The sequence below is a fragment of the Cupriavidus sp. SW-Y-13 genome (assembly GCF_009793345.1).
GTDB lineage: Bacteria > Pseudomonadota > Gammaproteobacteria > Burkholderiales > Burkholderiaceae > Cupriavidus.
On record NZ_WHLX01000002.1, the window covers coordinates 448903 to 468219 of the forward strand.

Below are 19317 nucleotides of genomic sequence, written 5' to 3' on the forward strand. Positions count from 1 at the left end.
TATATTCCATTCACGGGACTGGATTAGCGGTTATTCATTCGCAGCGCACACCTTTCGTCTTCCTGTTCAGTAACGAAACAGGGAGCGTCTTCATGTCATTCTCGCCACCACGGTGCTGATGACCCTCAATACGGGTGCATTGCTTCTGCTCGCTGGCGTGATGGCACTCGCTATCGAAAGACAGGGAGGGAGGCTGATCTCCACGCGTACCCTGACCCGAACCCGCCTCGAATACACCCACTAGTTTTGCAATATGGCTTACATACCCTGGTCCGCAATTTTTCTGGCGATACCGACAACATTCGTCCCCGGATTACGCCGGCTCGGTTTTGTCCTGCTGTTGTGGGGATATCTCACGGCCTTCTATATCGGACAGCTAGACCGCTTCGCAGTGGACTCGCTTGTTGGGCTTCTTCTTTGCGGCTATGCAATTACCCAAAGCAAGGCCTATGTTCGATGCGCCGGACATTTACTTTTCGTCCTTCTGGCTTTCGGACTCAGCCTGCATTGGTTACCAGGGTTTCATAACGTAAAGGCTCTGGGGCCGATTCGCTTCACCCCGGACGCCGTGCCTTTCACCATGTATCTCAATCTGGACAAGCCGCTGATTGGTGTCTGGGTACTCGCTGTCGTGCCGTGGTTGAGGCTCTCGACATCCTTTTGGAAGACTATTCTCGCGGCGCTGGGAGGTTTGATGGCCACGGCGTTGGTTTGCCTGGGAGCCGCACTGATCTTGGGGACGGTAGCCTGGGCGCCAAAATTGCCGGCTAGCTCTGGAATCTGGCTGATTAACAACCTGCTCCTGGTCACGTTCGCTGAGGAAGCCTTGTTCCGGGGGTACTTGCAGGGCGGCCTTCAACGCCTGCTCCAAGGCTGGCGTTGGCAAAGTGCAATCGCGATTGGAACGACTGCGATTCTCTTCGGTGCGTCCCACGCTGCCGGTGGCTGGCAGTGGATGGCTCTAGGCACCCTCGCCGGAATCGGCTACGGCATCACTTATCGCTTCGGTGGGTTGTCTGCAGCCATCGCGGCTCACTTTGGCCTGAACGTTCTGCACTTCTTCCTGTTCACCTATCCAATGCTGCAGCCTGGATAGGTCATATTCCTAGGAAATTCCGAAGCGAATTTCAGCAATCTCCTGATGGCCTCAAATGACGTACGCGGCGCAATATCGTCCACGTCGCAGGTCGCTGATGTCAGGAGTGAGCGGTGAATGTCGTCTCCAACTACCCGAGTCGCTTGTGCTAGATAGCGCGCTCGGCCTTCTCTGCACGCAGTTGAACCAGCACCTTCGCCGGCGTCTTGCCACTGCGGAGGATATGGTCGTGGTGTCCAACCTCCAGGAGCCTGGCGGTGGGGCGGTCACGCTCGTGAGCAACAAGCTGGTGTTGTTCCTGGCCTGTGTGGAGCGGGATACCGCGGCCCATCGCGTGTCGCCCGGTGGCGCCGTGCAGACCAGCACGGTGCGCGGCGCGGAACCGTTGTTCCTCAATCTTCTGGTGATGTGCGCGGCCACCTTCAGTGGCCAGGCCTATCCCGAGGCGCTGCGCCTGCTGTCCGAAGCCATTACGTTCTTTCAGGGTTCGCCGGTGTTCGATCACCAGAACGCACCCGGACTCGATGACCGCATCGACCGCCTCGTGGTCAATATCGAAAACCTGAGCCGGAGCGACCTGCACAGTCTTTGGGGCGTGCATGGCAACCATTACCTGCCATCGGTGCTGTACCGGGTGCGGCTGATCTGCCTGGACCCCGCCACCGTTCGCCGTCGGGAGCCCGTGATCACCCAGCCCGATGTGGGCGCGCGGCCCCAGTGAGCACGGACCATCATGGACACCTATCGCATCGTCAGCCGTCTCAGCGTGCGCCATCCCTATTTCGAGGCGGGTTGGCCGGCAGGACTGCAACTGCGGCCAGAGTCGGACAGTGCCGCGTTGATGACCCGCTTCGGCCTGCTGCTGCGCGGCGATGCACAGCGCTATGTCGTGCTGGCGAGCGATGCGCGGCGCGAGGCGCTGTGGCGGGAGCGGACGTCGTGGCCGGAAGGCGGCCTGGTGTTCACGCTGGCGTCCTCAGATCCGCTGTGGGCGTACTACACCGATGTGCGTGCGCTCGGCACGCCGGTTCGCGTGGTGATGCCGCTGGCGGTGCCCGATTGCGCGAACCAGGACGCCTGGCTGCAGGCGGCGCCGGTCGAGCAGACCCTGGCATTGCCGGTCAGGCAGACGATCTGGAAGTACCTGCTGCTGGGTGCGTGGGGTGACGAACTGGCGGTGGTGGATGCGGCGGATGGCGTCTCGTTCACCGGTCCGGAGAAAGAGACCTTGCCGAATGGCGATACCGCCGTGGTGTTCCGCGCGTGTGCGCCGCTTGCGCTCGCAGAGCGGCCGGGACACCGGTTTCAGTTGCGGCGCGGCACGGGACCGGCCGGGCGCCTGCTGGTGCCACGCCTGCCGCTGGCCGCGCCAGCGGGTCTGCGTCGGGAAGTCGTCGATGGTGTGCTCCGCGATGTATCGGAGATCTTTGTCAATCGCTAACCTTTTCATCGGGAGTTTTACATGGGTGCAATGAAGACGCCTGGCGTCTATATCGTAGAAAAGAACGCCTTCCCCAACTCCGTGGTGGAGGTGGCAACCGCGGTACCGGCATTCGTGGGCCATACGCAGATTGCCGACAATCGAAACAAGCCGCTCGCCATGAAGCCGTGGCGCATCAGCTCGATGGCCGAGTACCACCAGTACTTCGGCTATGCGCCGTTTCCGCGCTTCGCCATTGCCGAGAAGACGGACCCGTCGGCACTCGCGGCGTTCCGCGTGGCCGGCAAGGACTACGTGCTGGCCATGCCGGAAGGCAAGGATGGCGGCGGCTACCTGCTGTACTCCGCGCTGCGCCACTTCTTCCAGAACGGCGGCGGCCCGTGCTACATCGTGTCGGTCGGCGGCTATGACGAGGACCTCGACCCCGACAAGTTCAAGGCGGGTGTGGAGGAACTGCTGAAGGAGCAGGAGCCGACCATGCTCGTGATTCCCGAGGCCATCAAGTTCAAGAAGGACGTCTGCATCGATCTGCAGCAAGCCATGCTGGCCCATTGCGGCGACAAGATGCGCAACCGGGTGGCGATCCTGGACATCTGGGGTGGCGACAAGCCGCGTACTGACCCGGCCGGCGATCCGGTGGCGGAGTTCCGCAACGCGCTTGGCATCAACTTCCTCGACTTCGCGGCGGCCTACTACCCGTGGCTCAATACCACCGTCACCGGCGACAAGGACATCAGCTACGAGAACATCGCCAACCCGGACGTACTGGCGCAGTTGCTGCGCGCGGACCTTGGCCTGCCGGATAACCTCCCCGACGACGCGCCGCCCAAGGTGCGCGATCAGTCCGGCGCGATTGCCGATATCTCGAAGGACTGGAGCACGGCCACGCCGCCGCTGTCCGACGATGCGATCCTGACGCACAAGGTGCTGCTGAACAAGACGCTGCAGTCGATCAGCCCGCTGTTCAACACCATCCTCGGCGAAGTCAAGTACCAGCTCAACCTGCTGCCGCCGAGTTCGGCCATGGCTGGCATCTACACGATGGTGGACAACACGCGTGGCGTCTGGAAGGCGCCTGCCAATGTGAGCCTGGCGGGGGTGGTGTCGCCGTCTGTGTCGATCTCGTCCGCCGACCAGGAAGAACTCAACGTTACGACGCAGGGCAAGTCGATCAACGCGATCCGCAGCTTTATCGGCGAGGGCGTGCTGGTCTGGGGAGCGCGCACGCTCGACGGCAACAGCCTGGACTGGCGCTACATCAACGTGCGCCGCACCATGATCATGCTTGAGGAATCGTGCCGGCTGGCCGCCAAGGCGCTGGTGTTCGAGCCCAACGTGGCGAATACGTGGGTCACCATCCGAAGCATGATCCAGAACTTCCTGACCAGTATCTGGCGCCGCGGCGGATTGGCCGGTGCCGTACCCGAGGACGCCTTCAGCGTGCACGTGGGACTGGGCGAGACGATGACCCCCGACGACATCCTGGAGGGCATCCTGCGCGTGACGGTGCTGGTGGCCATGGTGCGGCCCGCCGAGTTCATCGAGATCACGTTCCAGCAGCAGATGCAGAAATCCTGACGGACTTTCCATTTTTGACGGCGTAACTAGGGAGAAGTGTCATGGCAGATGACGGTTCCGCACAATCGAAGGAAGTTTGGCCGCTTCCGAAGTTTCATTTCCAGGTCAAGTGGGATTCCACGGTGATGTCGTTCGAGGAGGTTTCGGGCCTCGATATGGAAGCCCAGCAGATCGAATACCGCCAGGGCGACAGCCCGGTGTTCTCCACGGTCAAGATGCCGGGGCTGAAGAAGTTCGGCAACGTGACCATGAAGAAGGGCGTGTTCAAGGCCGACAACAAGTTCTGGGACTGGTTCAACCAGATCAAGATGAACACCATCAAGCGGGTGCCGGTGATCATCAGCCTGCTCGACGAGTCCGGTAGCCCCACCATGGTCTGGACGCTCAACAACGCGTGGCCGGCCAAGATCACCGGCACGGACCTGAAGGCGCAGGGCAATGAAGTGGCCGTCGAGACCATCGAGATCGCGCACGAAGGGCTGACCATCGCCAACAGCTAGCATGGAATTCGAGAAATCGCGCGATGGCACCAGCATCTTCATGCCGGTGTCGTTCTCGTTCCAGGTGGAATTCACGCGTTTCGGCCAGGGCGCCGACTGCTCGTTCCAGGAGGTCTCCGGCATGGGCGTGACCATGGAGACCGAGGACGTGCAGGCGGGTGGCCAGAACGCGTTTGTCTACAAGCTGCCCAAGGGCGTGCGCCAGGAGAAGCTGGTCATGAAGCGCGGCGTGGCCAACGACAAGTCGCCATTGGTGGGCTGGTGCAAGGACACCCTGGAAAACGGCATGACCCAGCCCATCGAGATCCAGGACGTGAAGGTGTACCTGCTGGATGAGACCGGCGTGAAGATTCGCGGCTGGACCTTCGCGTCAGCGTACCCGGTGCGCTGGAGCGTGGATGACCTCAATTCCACCAGGAACGAGGTGACGATCGAAACCATCGAATTCGCCTATCTCAACTGCGTGCGGGAGATGTGAGACATGACGCTAGAGATCCGACAAATGGTGATCCGCTCCGAACTGAGCGGCAACGCCGGTACTTCCGCGCAATCGGCCAGCGCCGGTGGCAACACCAACTCCGACACCGACAACTCGGACGAGGGCGACAACTGCTGTGCGGCGGATGAGAACGCCAGCAACAAGCATCGCGAGGCGCGCAATCTGCTGCGCACGCTACGCGTGCAGATGGCCTCGCTGCGGGAGCGCTAGATGACGGATGCATCGGCCGCGCTTACGCCACTCAAGATCGTCGCCTGCACCGAGGCCGATGACGGCACCATCTCGCAACAGGATGGGCCCGGCACGTCGATCTCGCTGCTCATCAATCCGTCGCAGATGAAGCACGAGCGCCGCACCTGCTTCGTGCAGCGCAAACCGATGGGCGATACGGGATCGGGACGCAAGTTCAGCCATATGCAGCCGGGCAAGCTGTCGTTTTCGCCGGTGTTCGACGGGTCGGGCGTGGTACCGCGCCCCAAGGACAGCACGATGCCGGTCGAAGTGGAGGATCAGCTCCAGTCGCTGAGCAAGGTGATCTACGCGTACAAGGGAGTCGTTCATGAGCCCAGCATCGTACAGATCATCTGGGGCAAGCTGCTGTTCCAGGGACGCCTCACGAGCTTCAGCGTCGACTACACGCTGTTCCGCCCGAGCGGCTCGCCGCTGCGCGCCACGGCGGCGCTCGCGTTCGATTCGTACACCAGCAACAAGCAGGCCGAACTCGAGGCCGGAACAAGTTCGCCCGACCTCAGTCACCTCGTACTTGTGCGCGATGGCGATACGCTGCCGCTGTTGTGCGAGAAGATCTACGGCGACGGCCGCTACTACACGGCGGTGGCCCGCTACAACGGGCTGCGCCAGTTCCGTTCGCTGACACCGGGTATGGAACTCCATTTCCCGCCGCTGGAGTAACCATGGCTGACTACCCGACGATCGATGCCGAGGGTGTGCTGCGCGTGACGGTGAAGGCCGACGGCACCAAGTACCAGAACCTGCCGCTACTCGGCATTACGGTGCGGCATGCATTCAACCGCATTCCGTGGGCCGAGGTGGTGATCCGCGACGGCGACATGCCCACCGGCAAGTTCAAGCGCGCGGACCAGTCGGTCTTTATCCCCGGCGCCAAGATCGCCATCAGCGCGGGCTATGGCGACGACGAGACGCAGATCTTCAGCGGCATCGTGGTGCGCTTTGGCGTCAAGATAGACGGCCAGAACGATTCGCGCCTGACCATCGAGTGCCGGGACGTGGCCACAAGGATGACGAGCGGCCGCCGCAACGCCAACTATGTCGACCAGACCGATAGCGACGTGATGGCCACGCTGCTGTCGTCGCACGGACTCGATGCCACGGTCACATCCACCAGCGTCAGCTACGGCGAACTTGTGCAGTACTACAGCAGCGATTGGGATTTCCTGCTCGCGCGCGCCGAATTCAACGGCATGCTGGTGAATGTGGAGGACGGCGCGGTCACGGTGGCGCCGCCCGATGCCAGTGGCGAGCCGGTGTTCGGCATCAAGTGGGGACGCGATCTCTACGAGTTCAGCGCCGACATCGACGCGCGCATGCAGTACACCGAGGCGCTGGCCACCGCGTGGGATCCGTCGCAGCAGAAGGTCGTGCAGGGTAGCGCGGCCAAGCCCGGTGCACTGAGCGGACAAGGCAACCTGACGGGTGCCACGCTGGCCGCCGTGGCAAGCCCCGCCACGTTCGGGTTGCAATCGTCGACCACACAGGTGGCGGATTCCCTGACCACGTGGGCCAAGGCAACACAGACCAAGGCGGAACTCGCGCGGATTCGCGGCCATCTGCGCTGCATGGGGACGGCGCTGGCCAAGCCTGGCGCGATCGTCGCGGTCTCGGGCGTGGGCACGCGGTTCGCGGGCAAAGTGTTTGTGACCGCCGTGGAGCACGCGCTGGTGAGCGGCTTCTGGCATTCCGACGTGGAATTCGGCATGGAGCCGCAGTGGCACGCCCGCCGCGACGATGTGGAGGCGCCGCGGGCGTCGGGCCTGCTGCCTGGCGTATCGGGGCTGCAGATCGGCGTGGTGGTCAAGCTCGATGGCGATCCGCTCGATGCGCAGCGCATCCAGATCAAGCTGCCGGTCATGCAGGCCGAGACCGAGCCGGTATGGGCGCGCCTGATCCAGGGCTATGCGTCGAACGGCTTCGGCGCCTTCTTCCTGCCGGAGGTGGACGACGAGGTGATCGTCGGCTACCTCAACGACGATCCGTGCCACCCGGTGGTGCTGGGAGCGGTCTATAGCGGCAGCCACAAGCCGCCCTACGCCATCGAGGCGGCCAACAATACCAAGGCGATCGTCACGCGCGCAAAGCATGTGATCGAGTTCGACGAGGAAAACAAGATCATCACGGTCACCACGCCAGGCCACAACAAGGTGGTGCTGGACGATACCGCCAAGTCGATCCTGATCCAGGACCAGCACAACAACAGCATCAAGCTGTCGGAAAGCGGTATTGCCTGCGATAGCCCGTACGACATCACGCTCAATGCGCAAGGCAATATCAAGATGACCGCGAGCCTGGCAATCGAGATGACCGCGCAGGCGGACGTCAAGGCGTCTGGCCTGAACATCAACTGCGAAGCCCAGGTGGGCTTTGTCGGCAAGGGCGCCGCTACTGCGGAGCTGTCCGCTGCAGGGCAGACTACGGTGCAGGGCGCCCTGGTCATGATCAACTGAGGGAACGAGATGCCACCCGCCGCACGCCTGACGGACTTGCACACCTGCCCGATGCAGACCCCGGGCCTGCCGCCCATTCCGCATGTGGGCGGTCCGGTCATCGGGCCCGGCGTGCCCACCGTGCTGATCGGCAAGCTCCCTGCCGCCGTGGTCGGCGACAACGCGGTGTGCGTGGGTCCGCCGGACGTGATCGTCCAGGGCTCGGCCACGGTACTGATCGGTGGCCGGCCCGCCGCGCGCATCGGCGACGCGACGGCGCATGGCGGCGCTATCGTGCTGGGCCTGCCCACCGTGCTGATCGGAGGCTGACGATGAGTCCGTTTCTGGGCCGGGGCTGGCAGTTTCCATTGCAGTTCGATCCGCGCACGCGCCAGGTGGGCATGGTGGCGGGTGTGGACGATATCGAAGAGAGCCTGCGCATTCTGCTGCGGACCCATCCGGGCGAGCGCGTGATGCAGCCCACCTACGGCTGTGCGGTGCGTCGCGCGGTGTTCGAGACGCTCAACGAGAGCACGCTGACCGAGCTCAAGGAGATGATCCGCAAGGCCATCCTGTTCTTCGAGCCACGCATCCTGCTGGACCGTATCGACACGACGTTGCTGACGCTGGAAGGGCGGGTCGATTTCCGTCTGCATTACATCGTGCGGACAACCAATACGCGGCACAACCTCGTCTATCCGCTGTATCTCGACCAGGCGACATCGCCGGTTGCCACCTACTGAGCCTGCATGTCCAACGGGACCCGACAAGACGAGCGGCTGGCCGATACGCTGCGCCCCGACCATGTGCTGCCGGACGAGATCGGCCTGGCCGAACGCGTGCGCATCACGCTCGCGCAGGCCGCCAGCCTGAGGTTCGGTGCCGGTGCTGACCGCTGGGACACCGCGCTGCGCCAGGACGAGAGCGTGGTGCTGGCCGAAGTGGCGACATTTCCGCTACCACGGCTTGAGCAGGAATTTGTCGCGGCCCTGGATCGCGAGGGCGAGGCCGCGCTGTGGGCGCGCATCTGGCGCCTGGTGCGTACCTACGATGGGTGGTGCTGGTGGCTGGCCGGACGAGAGGGTGTAGCCGGATCCGCGCTGGGCGAGGCGTTGCTCGCGCAGATCGAGCAGGGACTCGCGGGAGTGGTCACCGCGGGGCGCGCGGCATTCGGTTTGCCTGGCGGCGGTGCTGACGATGCGCCACTGCATCCGGTGTGGTTGCGCCCCGACAGCGCTGCGCGCGTGACGCCGCTGACGGGTGCGCCTGCGCCGGACGACCGGCGCGCACGCCGGCAATGGCTGCGCCGTGCCTGGCTGGCACTGACGCTGGCGATTCAACGGTTGCAGCCGCAGGCGCAGGCCCTGTTCGAGCGCAGCCTGGGTGGCGGCCGTCATGAGCCGGCCATGGGCCTGCTGCTGGCCACGCTTCAGTTGTTCCAGTACAGCCGTGCGCCACTCAACCGCTTTCCGGAGCGGCTGATCGATTTCTACTATCGCGATGTCCTGCGACTGGCGCCGCGCCCCGGTTTGCCCGAGCATGTGCATCTGTTGCTGGAGCGGGAGCCGCGTCACAAGGGGATCGTACCGATCGCGGCGGGCACGCGGTTCGTGGGCGGCAAGGACGCGCAGGGCCAGGTGCTGACCTTTGCTGCCGACGGACCGTTGGCACTGACCGGTACGCGCGTGGTGGCGCTCTGCACGCAACGGGTGGAGCGCGATCCGCTGATTTCTCCCGAACGAGAGTTCGATTTTGCTACCCGGCTCAAGGTCGAGCAGTTGCCGCTGCAGGCGCCGGACGCCGCCTATGTGGATCGTCCCGCGTGGTGGCCCTTGCTCGGCGGGACGGTACGCGGCTCCGCGTCGCTGGCGCAGGACGCCTTGCTGGGCTTCGCGCTGGCCTCGCCGCTGTTGCGGTTGAAGGAGGGTACGCGCGAAATCCGTATCCGCCTGCAGTTTGCGCACCCGGCGGCCAACGACGAGTCGCTGGTGCGCGCACTGCGTACGTCGCGCGCGCAACGTGACGTTGCATGGCTCACGGAAGCCTTCCGTGCCTATGCTGCCTATGAGACGCAGCATTTTCCCGGGCGGCCACGGCCGGGCGGGGCGGCCCCTGCGCTCGACCCCGAGACGCTTGCACAGGCGGCATGGAAGCGCGCGCCCGCATTCGAGGCCGATGTGCAACTCGCCTTTCTGGTGGCAGCGTGCCTGGCTTGCGACGATGCCGCCGTGTTTGCCGAACGTCTCGGCCGACTCTTCGCGGTATGGATGGTGGCCGGCGACGAGCAGTTGCGGCTGGTGGACCTGCTGGCGTTGCGCGCGCATGCGGCTGCGCTGCGCGGCCAGGATGGTGCCGGCGAGGGCACGGCCGATATCCGTGACGAGCCGCGGGTCGAGATCGACGATCCGCTGATCCTGATCTATCCGCCGCTCAATCCCGGCGCGGAGGCCGCGCTGCCCGAACGTGACCTGATCTTCGAGCGCGTCTTCGCCAGCGTATGGCAGGCCCGGCTGAGCACGGCCACCGGATGGCTGACGGTCGACAAGGTATTCACGCATCGGCGCGCGCCGGCTTCCGATACCTGGGGCGGTGGGATGGAGCTCGTGCTTCGCCTTGGCGCCGACCAGCCTCCGGTCGTGCCGTGCATATCGACGGTACACGGTGGGCAATGGCCGGCGCAGGCCATGCTGCAAATGGCGGTGCAGACGCGCGGCAGGCTGTACGCGTTCAGCCTGCTCGGCCAATACGCGCTGAGCGAGATCAACCTCACGGTCAACGTGGATGACCTGCGTGACGTGGTGCTCTACAACCAGCTTGGACGGCTCGATCCGTCCAAGCCGTTCCTGCCTTTCGGACCGACGCCCACGCCCGGCAGCTATCTGCTCTTTGGAAGCCAGGAACTCGCATGCAAGCCCTTGCAACTGCTGCATCTCTCCTTCAACTGGGCCAACCTGCCGGACCTTCCCGGCGGTTTTCCCGAGCATTACGCGCGCTATCCGGGTGACTGGCGGGCAAGCGGTTTCCGGCTCGGCACGGCGGTGCTGACGGACGGTCAGTGGCGTAACGGCAACGAGGCGTTGTTGCCGATGTTCTCCACCGTGCATGGACGCGAGCGCCTGCTGCGCGAGCACCGCCTGGTGTTTCCGGGCGCCGCGCTGCGCCGGCTCCATCGCGCCACGCCACCGCGGCCGGCGGCACAGCCGTTCCTGTACGGACTGGGCAGCCGCAACGGATTCTTCCGGCTCGATCTGGCCGAGCCGCCCACGGCCTTCGGCCATGGACTCTACCCCACGTTGCTGAGTACCACGCTCACCCGCAACACGAAGCTCAAGCGTCCTGCGGCGCTGCCGCGCGAGCCGTATACGCCGACGCTGCAAGGGCTGGCCCTGCATTACCAGTCAACCCAGGATATCCGCCTTGTACCCGGCGACGGCAGCGACGCGGACCAAAGCCTGTTGCAGCGTGCCTATCACCTGTACCCGTACGGCATCGCTGCGATGGTGCCGCAGCACGGACAGCCGCCGGGCCTGCTGCCGCGCCATGCTGGCGACGGCAATCTCTTCATTGGCCTGAGTGGAGACGATCTGCAGGGCACGCTCAGCCTGTTCTTCCATCTGCGCCGCGAGGAGGCTGCGGAGCGCTGGGGCGATGCCGTGCCGGAACTGCATTGGGCCACTTGGCAGGATGGCCACTGGCAGCCGCTGGCACCGCATATGGTGCTGTCCGACGGCACCCAGGGATTGCTGCGCTCCGGCATCGTGCAGTTGAATCTTCCGGCCGGCATGACCGCCAATTGTGCTTCGCTACCGGGAGCGTGCTACTGGCTGCGGCTCGGCGCGGACTGGGGGTTCACGCAGCTGGCTGGTCTCTACGGCGTGCATGCACAGGCCATCACGGCAACGCGCACGGTTCTGCCGGAGGGTGACCAGGCCCCGATCGCGGTGCCGCCGGGCACCATCAACATGCCCGGCGAGCGTGTGCCCGGCTTGCGTGCGGTGGTGCAGGTGGGGCCGGCGGACGGGTGGCGCGCGGCGGACCGGCCCGAGGCAGTGCGCATGCGCGGGGCTGAGCGACTGCGTCACAAGCTGCGCGCGGTGACGCGCTGGGACTACGAGCGCCTGCTGCTCGACGCGTTTCCGGAGGTGTTCAAGGCCCGGTGCTTCGCCCACCACGAGGCCACGCTGATCGACCCCGCCGGCCGGCGCCACCAGCATCTGGCCAATCTGCCCGGGCAGGTCCTGCTCGCCGTGGTACCGCATCCGCAACCGGGCGAGCTGTTCCGCAGCACCGAGGCGCCGCGCTTCGATGCTGCGCTGCTCGAAGCGATGCGCGCGCACTTGCAGGCTTGCGCGCCGGCAGGGGCACGCGTGCTGGTGCGCAATGCCGCCTATGAGCGCGCGCAGGTGCGCTGCATCCTGCGACTGGTATCAGGCAGCCATCCCGGCGCCATGTTGCGCCAATTGAACCAGGCGCTCGTCGAATACCTGTCGCCTTGGCACGCCGATGGCATCGGCGCCGATTTCGACTGGAGCGTGCGGGCCGACACGCTCGAGGCATTCCTGCGCGCCCAGCCCGGCGTGGATGCGGTGGGCAAGCTGTCGATGCTCCATATCGTGCGCAACGACCGCCAGTTCAACGTGCTGCATGACACCGCCACGCACACGATCCGGGGCGAAGCGCGTACGTTGCGACCCGCGCAGCCGTGGAGCCTGCTGTTGCCGACGCGCCGTCACCTGCTGGAGCTGCACGACGACATCGGCCCGCTGGTGCCGCACGTCACCGGTATCCGGCGGCTGGAGGTTGGCAGCACGTTCATTGTCGGCCGCGCCGCGCCGAACCCTTCCGCGCAGGTGCGTGATGACCAGTAGGAACCGAGAATCCCTCAAGCGCTATTTCCGCGAAGGCGCGCTGCCAAACGAGGACCATTTCGCCGATCTGATCGACTCCATGCTCAACATGAGCGACGAGGGCTTTCGCAAGACCGTCGAGCATGGCTTCGAGGTGTACTCGCCGCTCGGCCACGACGCGCTGGTCAGCTTCTTCCGCGATCAGGACCCGGAGCGGCCGGCATGGCGCTTCGGGCTGGGTGCCAACGACGAACTGCTGGTGCAGGGCCGCACCAGCCCATTGGCGAACGGGGCTGGTGCCGATACCGGCGCGGGGCAGGCGCAGGCATTGCCGCCAGCCGTGCTGTGCCTGGACCAGGACCGGCGCATTGGCGTGGGGACAGAGAATCCGCGCGCGACCCTCGACGTGGCCGGCGTGGTGCGCGCCACGGGGCGGCAGGGCGCGCTCGCACGCCAGCACGCCCTGCCGCTGCTGGCCAACGGTGAGTGGCAGGACCTGACCGACGACCTTGAAGGGTGTCAGGCGCTCGAAGTGGTGGCGGGCGCGGGGCAGCGCGGCAAGGGGCGTTTTGGCCTGGTGCATGCGATTGCGATGAATACGTACAACCCGACGCTCGGCCTGTTCGACTTCTTCAACCGCAAGCGTGGCATCCGCAGTACCCATGGCTTCTATAGCCGGCGCTGCGACCGGCTCGAACTGCGCTGGAACGGCACCAGCGGCCGCAATGCGCGCTACCGGTTGCAGATCCGGAGCGGCTGCGATTTCGGCAGCGGCGTGCACATCCAGGCGCAGGTCACCCAGCTCTGGTTCGATCCCCACATGAGCGAGGGCCAGTCATGAGCATCCTGCTGCGTCGCGCCTCGCCTACCGCGTCGGTAGTGCCGACGGCCCTGCCGTCGCCGCTGGAGCCCGCTGCCGACAGCGCCACCATCGAGCGCCTGAGCGACGACCCGCCGTTCAGCTATCCGGACCTGCGGCAGCACGGCATTGCGCTGACGCAGGCATTGAGTGGTGAGTGGTGGACCGACTACAACTATCACGACCCCGGAGTCACGCTGCTCGAGGCGCTGTGCTACACGATCACCGAGAACGTGTTTGGCGCCGACGCCGAGATCGCGGACCTGCTGACCGCGCCCGATGGCCGCATTCACTATCGGCGTCACGCCCTCCACGGTGTGGAAGACGCGCTGCCGTGCCGGCCCACCACCGATCTCGACCTGATGCGCTACCTGCTCGATCGCGTGCCGGCAGTGCATCAGTTGCGCCTCACCATGCCGGACCACGACGGGCTATGGCGCATGGCCCTGCGCGTACACGATGGCGATGATGTTGCCGCAGCACGCGATACGGCCCGCGCCTATCGTGCGCAGCGCAACCTGGGCGAGGACATCGCGACGCTGGCACAGGTGTTGCGCCCGCGCTGGTGCGCGTTGCAGATACAGATGAGCGTGGAAGGGCCGCGCGACCTCAATGACATCCTGGTGGAACTGGTGCAGCGCTGTGCGCGGCTGGTCAGCGCGGCGCCCCCGCGACGACCGGTGCAGGCGCGTCTGGCGCAGCGCGACGCGTTCGGGCGGCCACTAGGCACGAGCCGGTTGTTCGAAGGCCCGTCACTGCAATGCGGCTGGATTGCCGAGGAGGACCTGCGGCGCGACGCCGCCGATGCGTCCGCGCGGCGGGACAGCCGCCTGTATTTCAGCGACCTGGCGCGCGCATTGAGCCAGATCGACGGCATTGCCGATATCAGCGACCTGCGGCTCGTGCTGCAAGAAGCAAGCGATGCGGGAACAGGCGACGATCATGACGACGACGGTGCCGACAGCCTGCAATGGCAGGGCGAAGACTGGGCGCTGCAGTTGCGCTGGCCGGAGACGGAAGCGGCATTGTCGGGCTGGACCGTCAGCCGGCGTGGCAGCCGTATCCATCTCGATGCGCGTGAACTGGTGGCGCAACTGGCCGATGCACGGCAGGCGGCGCGTATCGCCAGCGTTCCGCCACGCACACGCGCCTATGCGGGTCAACTGCTGCCTCGGCCGTCCGGCCACTACGTGCCGGAGATCCCCTACCTGTCCACCTGGCACCACCTTCCGCCGCTGTACCGTGAGGCCCACTCGGCGCCGCTTGCCGATGCCGAACGCCAGGCGCAGTTCGGCGCTTATCTGGCATTGCTCGAACAGTGGATGGCGCATGGCAACGCGCAACTACAGCATCTGCGCGAGCTGTTCAGCCTGGCGCCGCAGCCGGACAGCAGCTACTGGTGGGAGCCGCTGGGCCCGGCGCAGGTGCCGGGCCTGGCCGGGGTCTGTGCCGAGCCGGGCGATGAGACAGCCCGTGCGCTGGCAGCGGGTGACGACGCGCTGGAGCGCCGCAGTCGCGTGCTCGACCTGCTCCTCGCGTTGCACGGTGAACATTGCGACCAGCACAGCATCCAGGGCTTTGGCTACTACTTCGATGCCGCGGGCTGGCAAGCGCATCTGTACGAATGCAAGCGGCGCTTCGTGCAGCGCATCGTGCGCCATACGCGGGACCGCGCGGGTGCATTCGACTATAGCCGGCCATCGTTGGGCCGGCGCGGCAATACCGCGCCGCTGCAGGAACGCATCGGACTGCTGCTTGGTTTCACGCAGACCCATAGCCGGTTGCTCGCAGGCGGACTGTCGGCGCTTGGCATGCGTATCGACGATGCCCATGCCCATACCCGGCGCAATGCCACCGAGCCACCGTCCGATCTGGAAGCGCTGACGATGGGTGCGCCGCTGCGCACGCGCATCGCCGAACACTATGCCGAGGATACGGAACTCGGTCAGGTGGCGGATCGTCTCGCGTATTACTTCACCGATCTCGCGCCGCAGAGCTGGCCCGGCGCGTTGCTGCGGTGTGCCGCGCACGGCGGGCGCTATCACCAGGGTGCAGGCGGGGATGGCGCGCCGCAGCTCTGGCTTGGACCCGACGAACACGGTGCCTGGTGGCCGCTCGCGGTGAGGGAAGGGCCGGGCGGCGTGCTGGCGCCTGCCCTCTATCTTCACGAGTTTGCCTGCCGCCTGCAACGCGAGTCCGAGGGCCTGCATCTGGTCGAGCATATCCTCTTGCGGCCGTTCGGCGATGCGCCATCCGAAGCGGACGTGCCGGCTGACTTCTACCCTCATCGGCTCAGCGTGATCCTGCCTGGCTGGACAGCGCGTGGCGCGGTCCAGAGCTTCCGCGATCTCGCGGAGGAGACCATCGCGCTCGGTTGTCCCGCGCACCTCATGCCGCATGTCCATTGGCTCGACGCGGCAGATCTGGCTGCATTCGAACTGGATTTCGAAGCATGGCTGCGTGCACGGCAGGCACAGGCCAATGCGCCCGATGACGCCGCCGTCGTGGCGCATCTCGATACCTGTGCCGCGGCCATGCGCCATCGGTTGAGCGCGTCACGGCGCGGAGACGCGCGATGAATGCACCGCTGCGCCTGCCGCACGTAACCGGACATGCCATCGAGACGCTGTCGTGGACCAGCGTTGGCGCCATGGAGCGAGAGGCCGCGCACGCCTATCAGGCGCGCCTGAGCCGCTTTCTCAACGGCCGTGGACGCGAGGTGATCGCACGGGTGTTCACACGGTTGTCTCCGCCTGGCGAGCACTGGCGCATCGATCGGCTGGAGATCGATACTGGCCCGCTGGCGGAAGACGCCGGCGAGAGCCAGTGGGCCGCCGTACTGGAGGCGCAACTGGTGGAGACACTGACCCGGGCGCGTCGTGCGAGCGGCGGGGCCAGTTTGACCGATTGGGCCCAGCGGGTCATTGGGACCGGAGGGAACGTTGCGTCCGCGACCGCCCCGCGACCGGCAGACCACCAGGCGCTGGAACACTTCCTGTTTTATCTCCAGCGAGGCCATCTGCCCTGGTCGCATAGCCCCATGGCGGGACGGGCGTTGTCCGCATGGCTCGCGCTGCTGGCACGCCGCATCGGGCCGCGGCTGTGGTCGATGCTGCAGCGGTTGCAGCCAGGCGACTACGTTCTCGCGCGGCTTAGCCGCATTACGCCGCATGAGGGATTGCAAGCCCTGATCGGCGTGCGCTATCGCGAGCTGGCGGACAGCCTGAGCACGCTCGACGCGCAGGTGCTGGCACCCTTGCAGGCGCGCGGTCGTCTCAGTGCCTATCAGGTACAGCAGTTGCAGCAAGCGTGGCGGGTCTCGGCGTTCCGTCTCTTGTGGGGTCAGCGCGCGGGCAATCTGAGCGCGGATGGGTTGCGCCGGCTTCAGCGTGAACTCGGTGCTGCGCTGGTGCGGCAACTGGGACAGGGTGGATTCGGGCAGTGGCGGCCATCACTGCAGCCCGTCGCGCATGCCGAGGCGTATGGTGATGGCGGGCATCCCCCTCCAGGCGGCCGGGCGCGACCGGCGCGCATGCTGCCACGCCTTGACCAACTGCTACTGGGTGGCGTGATTGCGGCAGTCGAGCGGTCTGGGCGAAGGAAGAAGCGTACGGCACCGGCAGATGATCGAACGCATCTGGATACGTCATACACAGCGCGCGCCCTGCCGGCGAACGATGCTGTTTCGGTGGTGAACCCTGCGCGTGTAGCGTATGCCGCTGTGGCCGACACTACGCCGACCATCGCACCAGCGCGCGGCGAGCGCCCGGTCGAGGCTGCACTGCGTCGGCTTGGGGCCGCGCTCGATGGCAGTGCGCCATTGCGCGGGCACGCTCTGCAGGTGCTGATCGACGATCTGCATGCGCGTGTGCCGAACGAACTTCGCATCCACTTGCAAGGCGCCGCGTTGCGTCGTGGCGAGACCGGGCGCTGGTTGCCGCAACATGGCATTGCCACGGTTTGGCGCATCGTGCAGATCCTGGCAGGTGCCGCCGAGACCGCTGACAAGCTCGAGGTCAGCGCCACGTCAGGCATCCCCCAGACCTCCCTCGCGCTGGCCTCCACGGTGGTAGCGACGCGTGGCGCGCACTGGGCGGAATCGTTGAGGCAGTTTTCGCTGGCTGCGGTGTCGCGTGGCACGCGGCCCGGGCGCGGCCGGCGTGCGGGAGTGTCTGCGCTGCAGGCATGGCTGGTGGCGTACACCTTGCGTGAACTGGCTTTGGGAGAGCGTGCGCCGACCGACCAGCGCGGTTGGCAACGGTTCTGGGAGCGGGCGGTGGCGGCATGGCAGCGCGGAACGTCTGGTGTGCGCCCGGCACGGCCGCAGCGGCAGCCACCGAGGTGGCCTTTGATGCGGCCCCGCAAGCGATCTCCCGAACGTCCCCTCGAAAGCCCCCTCGAAAGTCCCTTCGAGCGTCGCCTTGAGCCTCCCGTCGAGCTTGCGCACGAGCAGGCCCCGAAGCGGCCGCTGAAGCGCTCACTGACTGACCGTGCGCCAGGCCATACCGCGCCCGTGCTGCATCCTTTTGAAAGACGGCCGTCGGCGCGCAATTTTCGCTGGGAAGCCTTGCATACCGTCACGACCCTGGAAAGTCGCCTGTCGCATCTCGCGGCATTTGCGAAAGTGCCGCGCGTGCGGCGAGACTGGATCATGCGCAACCGTTTGAGCGAATGGCTCGCCGAACCATCCCTGTGCGCGACGTGGATGGCGCGCACCGCCCCGGCACAGCGCTGGGAATTGCTTGCCGTCCTGCGTCCGCGTGACATCGGTACCCTGCGCCGGACCAGCGATGTGCTGCAGTCGGTGCAGGCCGCATTGCTGCCCAAGCGGACGGCGGGTGAACGCCAGCGCAGCCATTGGCAGTTCCTGACGGGGCACGTGTTTGCGGCGGATCTGCCGATCGCGCCCGCCATGCTCGCGCGGCGCTATGCGATCCACCTTTGCCGGGAGCAGACCGCCGGCATGGCGTCGGGCGAAGCTGCGGCCGCGTTGGCGCAGCCTGCCCACGCCACGCGGAGCGCCCCGTTGCGTCAATGGCTCGCCCGCGTCGCGGCGGCCCTGGCGCCGTGGCGCTGGCTCTCGTTGGCCGGCACGGCGATATCGCGGGCCGCCGCACGGATCCTCAACCGCGCTCCCAGCCCCGCAGAACAATGGGAGGTGCGCCAGCCCATGCGCGGGATCAGCGCGCTTCAGCCCGGCGGAACAGCCGCGCCGCCGGCCATCGGCGCCGCAGCGTCCCGGCAGTCTTTTCCCATGCACACCATGTCCGCAGACGATCCGCACTACATCGACAATGGCGGCCTCGTGCTGCTGGCCACCTACACCCAGCGGCTGTTCGCCATGCTGAACTTGCTGGAAGGCAACGCGTTTCGCGACGCGGCGGCCGCCTCGCGCGCGGTGCGCTGTCTGGCGTATCTGGCGGAAGGGCATGACGGGGCCAGCGAGGCCGAATGCGTATTGCCGAAGTTGCTCTGCGGCATGGCGCAGTCCGCACCCTTGGGCGGCGACGCTGCGGGCGATCTGGACGACGCGCTGGACGACGCCACGATTGCAGTGCTCGACAGTCTGCTGGACGCGGTGGTAGCGCACTGGACCGCGCTCGGCAAGACCTCGCGCGACGGGTTGCGCCAGACCTTCCTGCAGCGCGAAGGCCGGCTTGCGCGCGAGCATACGGAAGGCGGCATGCATTGGCGGCTGGTGCTGAAGACGGGGGCCTTCGACATGCTGCTGGACCGCCTGCCGTGGTCCTTCGGCACCATCAAGCTGCCCTGGATGCGGGAGGTGCTCTATGTCGACTGGCGCTGAATCCGGGAAT

General features: G+C 66.0%; 15 protein-coding genes. All 15 read left to right on the forward strand.

Features of this window, described 5'->3' with window-relative positions; all coding sequences use genetic code 11:
- The first annotated feature begins 253 nt into the window (after positions 1-253).
- The 15 genes from GA566_RS17845 (at position 254) to GA566_RS17915 (ending at position 19307) form a co-directional block, all read left to right on the forward strand.
- On the forward strand, positions 254-1096 hold the full coding sequence (locus tag GA566_RS17845; RefSeq protein ID WP_160473549.1) for a CPBP family intramembrane glutamic endopeptidase: 843 nt from the start codon (positions 254-256) through the stop codon (positions 1094-1096).
- Positions 1097-1193: 97 nt separating this feature from the next.
- Positions 1194-1817 (forward strand): DUF4255 domain-containing protein, encoded by a 624-nt coding sequence (locus tag GA566_RS17850; protein ID WP_255459407.1) that lies wholly within the window; start codon positions 1194-1196, stop codon positions 1815-1817.
- 12 nt (positions 1818-1829) lie between these two features.
- Positions 1830-2537, forward strand: a complete 708-nt coding sequence (locus GA566_RS17855) for a hypothetical protein (protein WP_160473551.1) — start codon at positions 1830-1832, stop codon at positions 2535-2537.
- Between the two features lie 21 nt (positions 2538-2558).
- Positions 2559-4115 (forward strand): phage tail sheath C-terminal domain-containing protein, encoded by a 1557-nt coding sequence (locus GA566_RS17860; protein WP_160473552.1) that lies wholly within the window; start codon positions 2559-2561, stop codon positions 4113-4115.
- A gap of 41 nt (positions 4116-4156) precedes the next feature.
- Complete coding sequence (locus GA566_RS17865) at positions 4157-4615, forward strand: phage tail protein (protein ID WP_160473553.1); 459 nt, start codon at positions 4157-4159, stop codon at positions 4613-4615.
- 1 nt (position 4616) lies between these two features.
- On the forward strand, positions 4617-5093 hold the full coding sequence (locus GA566_RS17870; protein ID WP_160473554.1) for a phage tail protein: 477 nt from the start codon (positions 4617-4619) through the stop codon (positions 5091-5093).
- 3 nt (positions 5094-5096) lie between these two features.
- Positions 5097-5324: a hypothetical protein gene (locus tag GA566_RS17875; RefSeq protein WP_160473555.1), complete on the forward strand. Its 228-nt coding sequence runs from the start codon at positions 5097-5099 to the stop codon at positions 5322-5324.
- A complete protein-coding gene (locus GA566_RS17880) occupies positions 5325-6026 on the forward strand; it encodes a peptidoglycan-binding protein (RefSeq protein ID WP_160473556.1) in 702 nt (233 codons plus the stop codon). It abuts the gene before it with no gap.
- 2 nt (positions 6027-6028) lie between these two features.
- A complete protein-coding gene (vgrG, locus tag GA566_RS17885; protein ID WP_160473557.1) occupies positions 6029-7816 on the forward strand; it encodes a type VI secretion system tip protein VgrG in 1788 nt (595 codons plus the stop codon).
- Between the two features lie 9 nt (positions 7817-7825).
- On the forward strand, positions 7826-8125 hold the full coding sequence (locus GA566_RS17890; protein ID WP_160473558.1) for a PAAR domain-containing protein: 300 nt from the start codon (positions 7826-7828) through the stop codon (positions 8123-8125).
- Between the two features lie 2 nt (positions 8126-8127).
- Positions 8128-8538 (forward strand): GPW/gp25 family protein, encoded by a 411-nt coding sequence (locus GA566_RS17895; protein ID WP_160473559.1) that lies wholly within the window; start codon positions 8128-8130, stop codon positions 8536-8538.
- 6 nt (positions 8539-8544) lie between these two features.
- Positions 8545-12663 carry a hypothetical protein gene (locus tag GA566_RS17900; protein ID WP_160473560.1) on the forward strand — a complete coding sequence of 1373 codons (4119 nt, stop codon included), beginning with the start codon at positions 8545-8547 and terminating at the stop codon, positions 12661-12663.
- A complete protein-coding gene (locus GA566_RS17905; RefSeq protein WP_160473561.1) occupies positions 12653-13483 on the forward strand; it encodes a hypothetical protein in 831 nt (276 codons plus the stop codon). Before GA566_RS17900 ends, GA566_RS17905 begins: the two co-directional genes overlap by 11 nt.
- Positions 13480-16080: a hypothetical protein gene (locus GA566_RS17910; protein WP_160473562.1), complete on the forward strand. Its 2601-nt coding sequence runs from the start codon at positions 13480-13482 to the stop codon at positions 16078-16080. Before GA566_RS17905 ends, GA566_RS17910 begins: the two co-directional genes overlap by 4 nt.
- A complete protein-coding gene (locus tag GA566_RS17915; protein ID WP_160473563.1) occupies positions 16077-19307 on the forward strand; it encodes a contractile injection system tape measure protein in 3231 nt (1076 codons plus the stop codon). The genes GA566_RS17910 and GA566_RS17915 overlap by 4 nt, the downstream gene beginning before the upstream one ends.
- The last annotated feature ends 10 nt before the right edge of the window (positions 19308-19317 follow it).

Coding starts and splice junctions, on each gene's coding strand:
- GA566_RS17910 (WP_160473562.1), top strand. CDS start 13,480: ATGAGCATCCTGCTGCGTCGCGCCTCGCCTACCGCGTCGGTAGTGCCG.
- GA566_RS17880 (WP_160473556.1), top strand. CDS start 5,325: ATGACGGATGCATCGGCCGCGCTTACGCCACTCAAGATCGTCGCCTGC.
- GA566_RS17895 (WP_160473559.1), top strand. CDS start 8,128: ATGAGTCCGTTTCTGGGCCGGGGCTGGCAGTTTCCATTGCAGTTCGAT.
- GA566_RS17900 (WP_160473560.1), top strand. CDS start 8,545: ATGTCCAACGGGACCCGACAAGACGAGCGGCTGGCCGATACGCTGCGC.
- GA566_RS17875 (WP_160473555.1), top strand. CDS start 5,097: ATGACGCTAGAGATCCGACAAATGGTGATCCGCTCCGAACTGAGCGGC.
- GA566_RS17855 (WP_160473551.1), top strand. CDS start 1,830: ATGGACACCTATCGCATCGTCAGCCGTCTCAGCGTGCGCCATCCCTAT.
- GA566_RS17865 (WP_160473553.1), top strand. CDS start 4,157: ATGGCAGATGACGGTTCCGCACAATCGAAGGAAGTTTGGCCGCTTCCG.
- GA566_RS17905 (WP_160473561.1), top strand. CDS start 12,653: ATGACCAGTAGGAACCGAGAATCCCTCAAGCGCTATTTCCGCGAAGGC.
- vgrG (WP_160473557.1), top strand. CDS start 6,029: ATGGCTGACTACCCGACGATCGATGCCGAGGGTGTGCTGCGCGTGACG.
- GA566_RS17915 (WP_160473563.1), top strand. CDS start 16,077: ATGAATGCACCGCTGCGCCTGCCGCACGTAACCGGACATGCCATCGAG.
- GA566_RS17890 (WP_160473558.1), top strand. CDS start 7,826: ATGCCACCCGCCGCACGCCTGACGGACTTGCACACCTGCCCGATGCAG.
- GA566_RS17845 (WP_160473549.1), top strand. CDS start 254: ATGGCTTACATACCCTGGTCCGCAATTTTTCTGGCGATACCGACAACA.
- GA566_RS17850 (WP_255459407.1), top strand. CDS start 1,194: ATGTCAGGAGTGAGCGGTGAATGTCGTCTCCAACTACCCGAGTCGCTT.
- GA566_RS17870 (WP_160473554.1), top strand. CDS start 4,617: ATGGAATTCGAGAAATCGCGCGATGGCACCAGCATCTTCATGCCGGTG.
- GA566_RS17860 (WP_160473552.1), top strand. CDS start 2,559: ATGGGTGCAATGAAGACGCCTGGCGTCTATATCGTAGAAAAGAACGCC.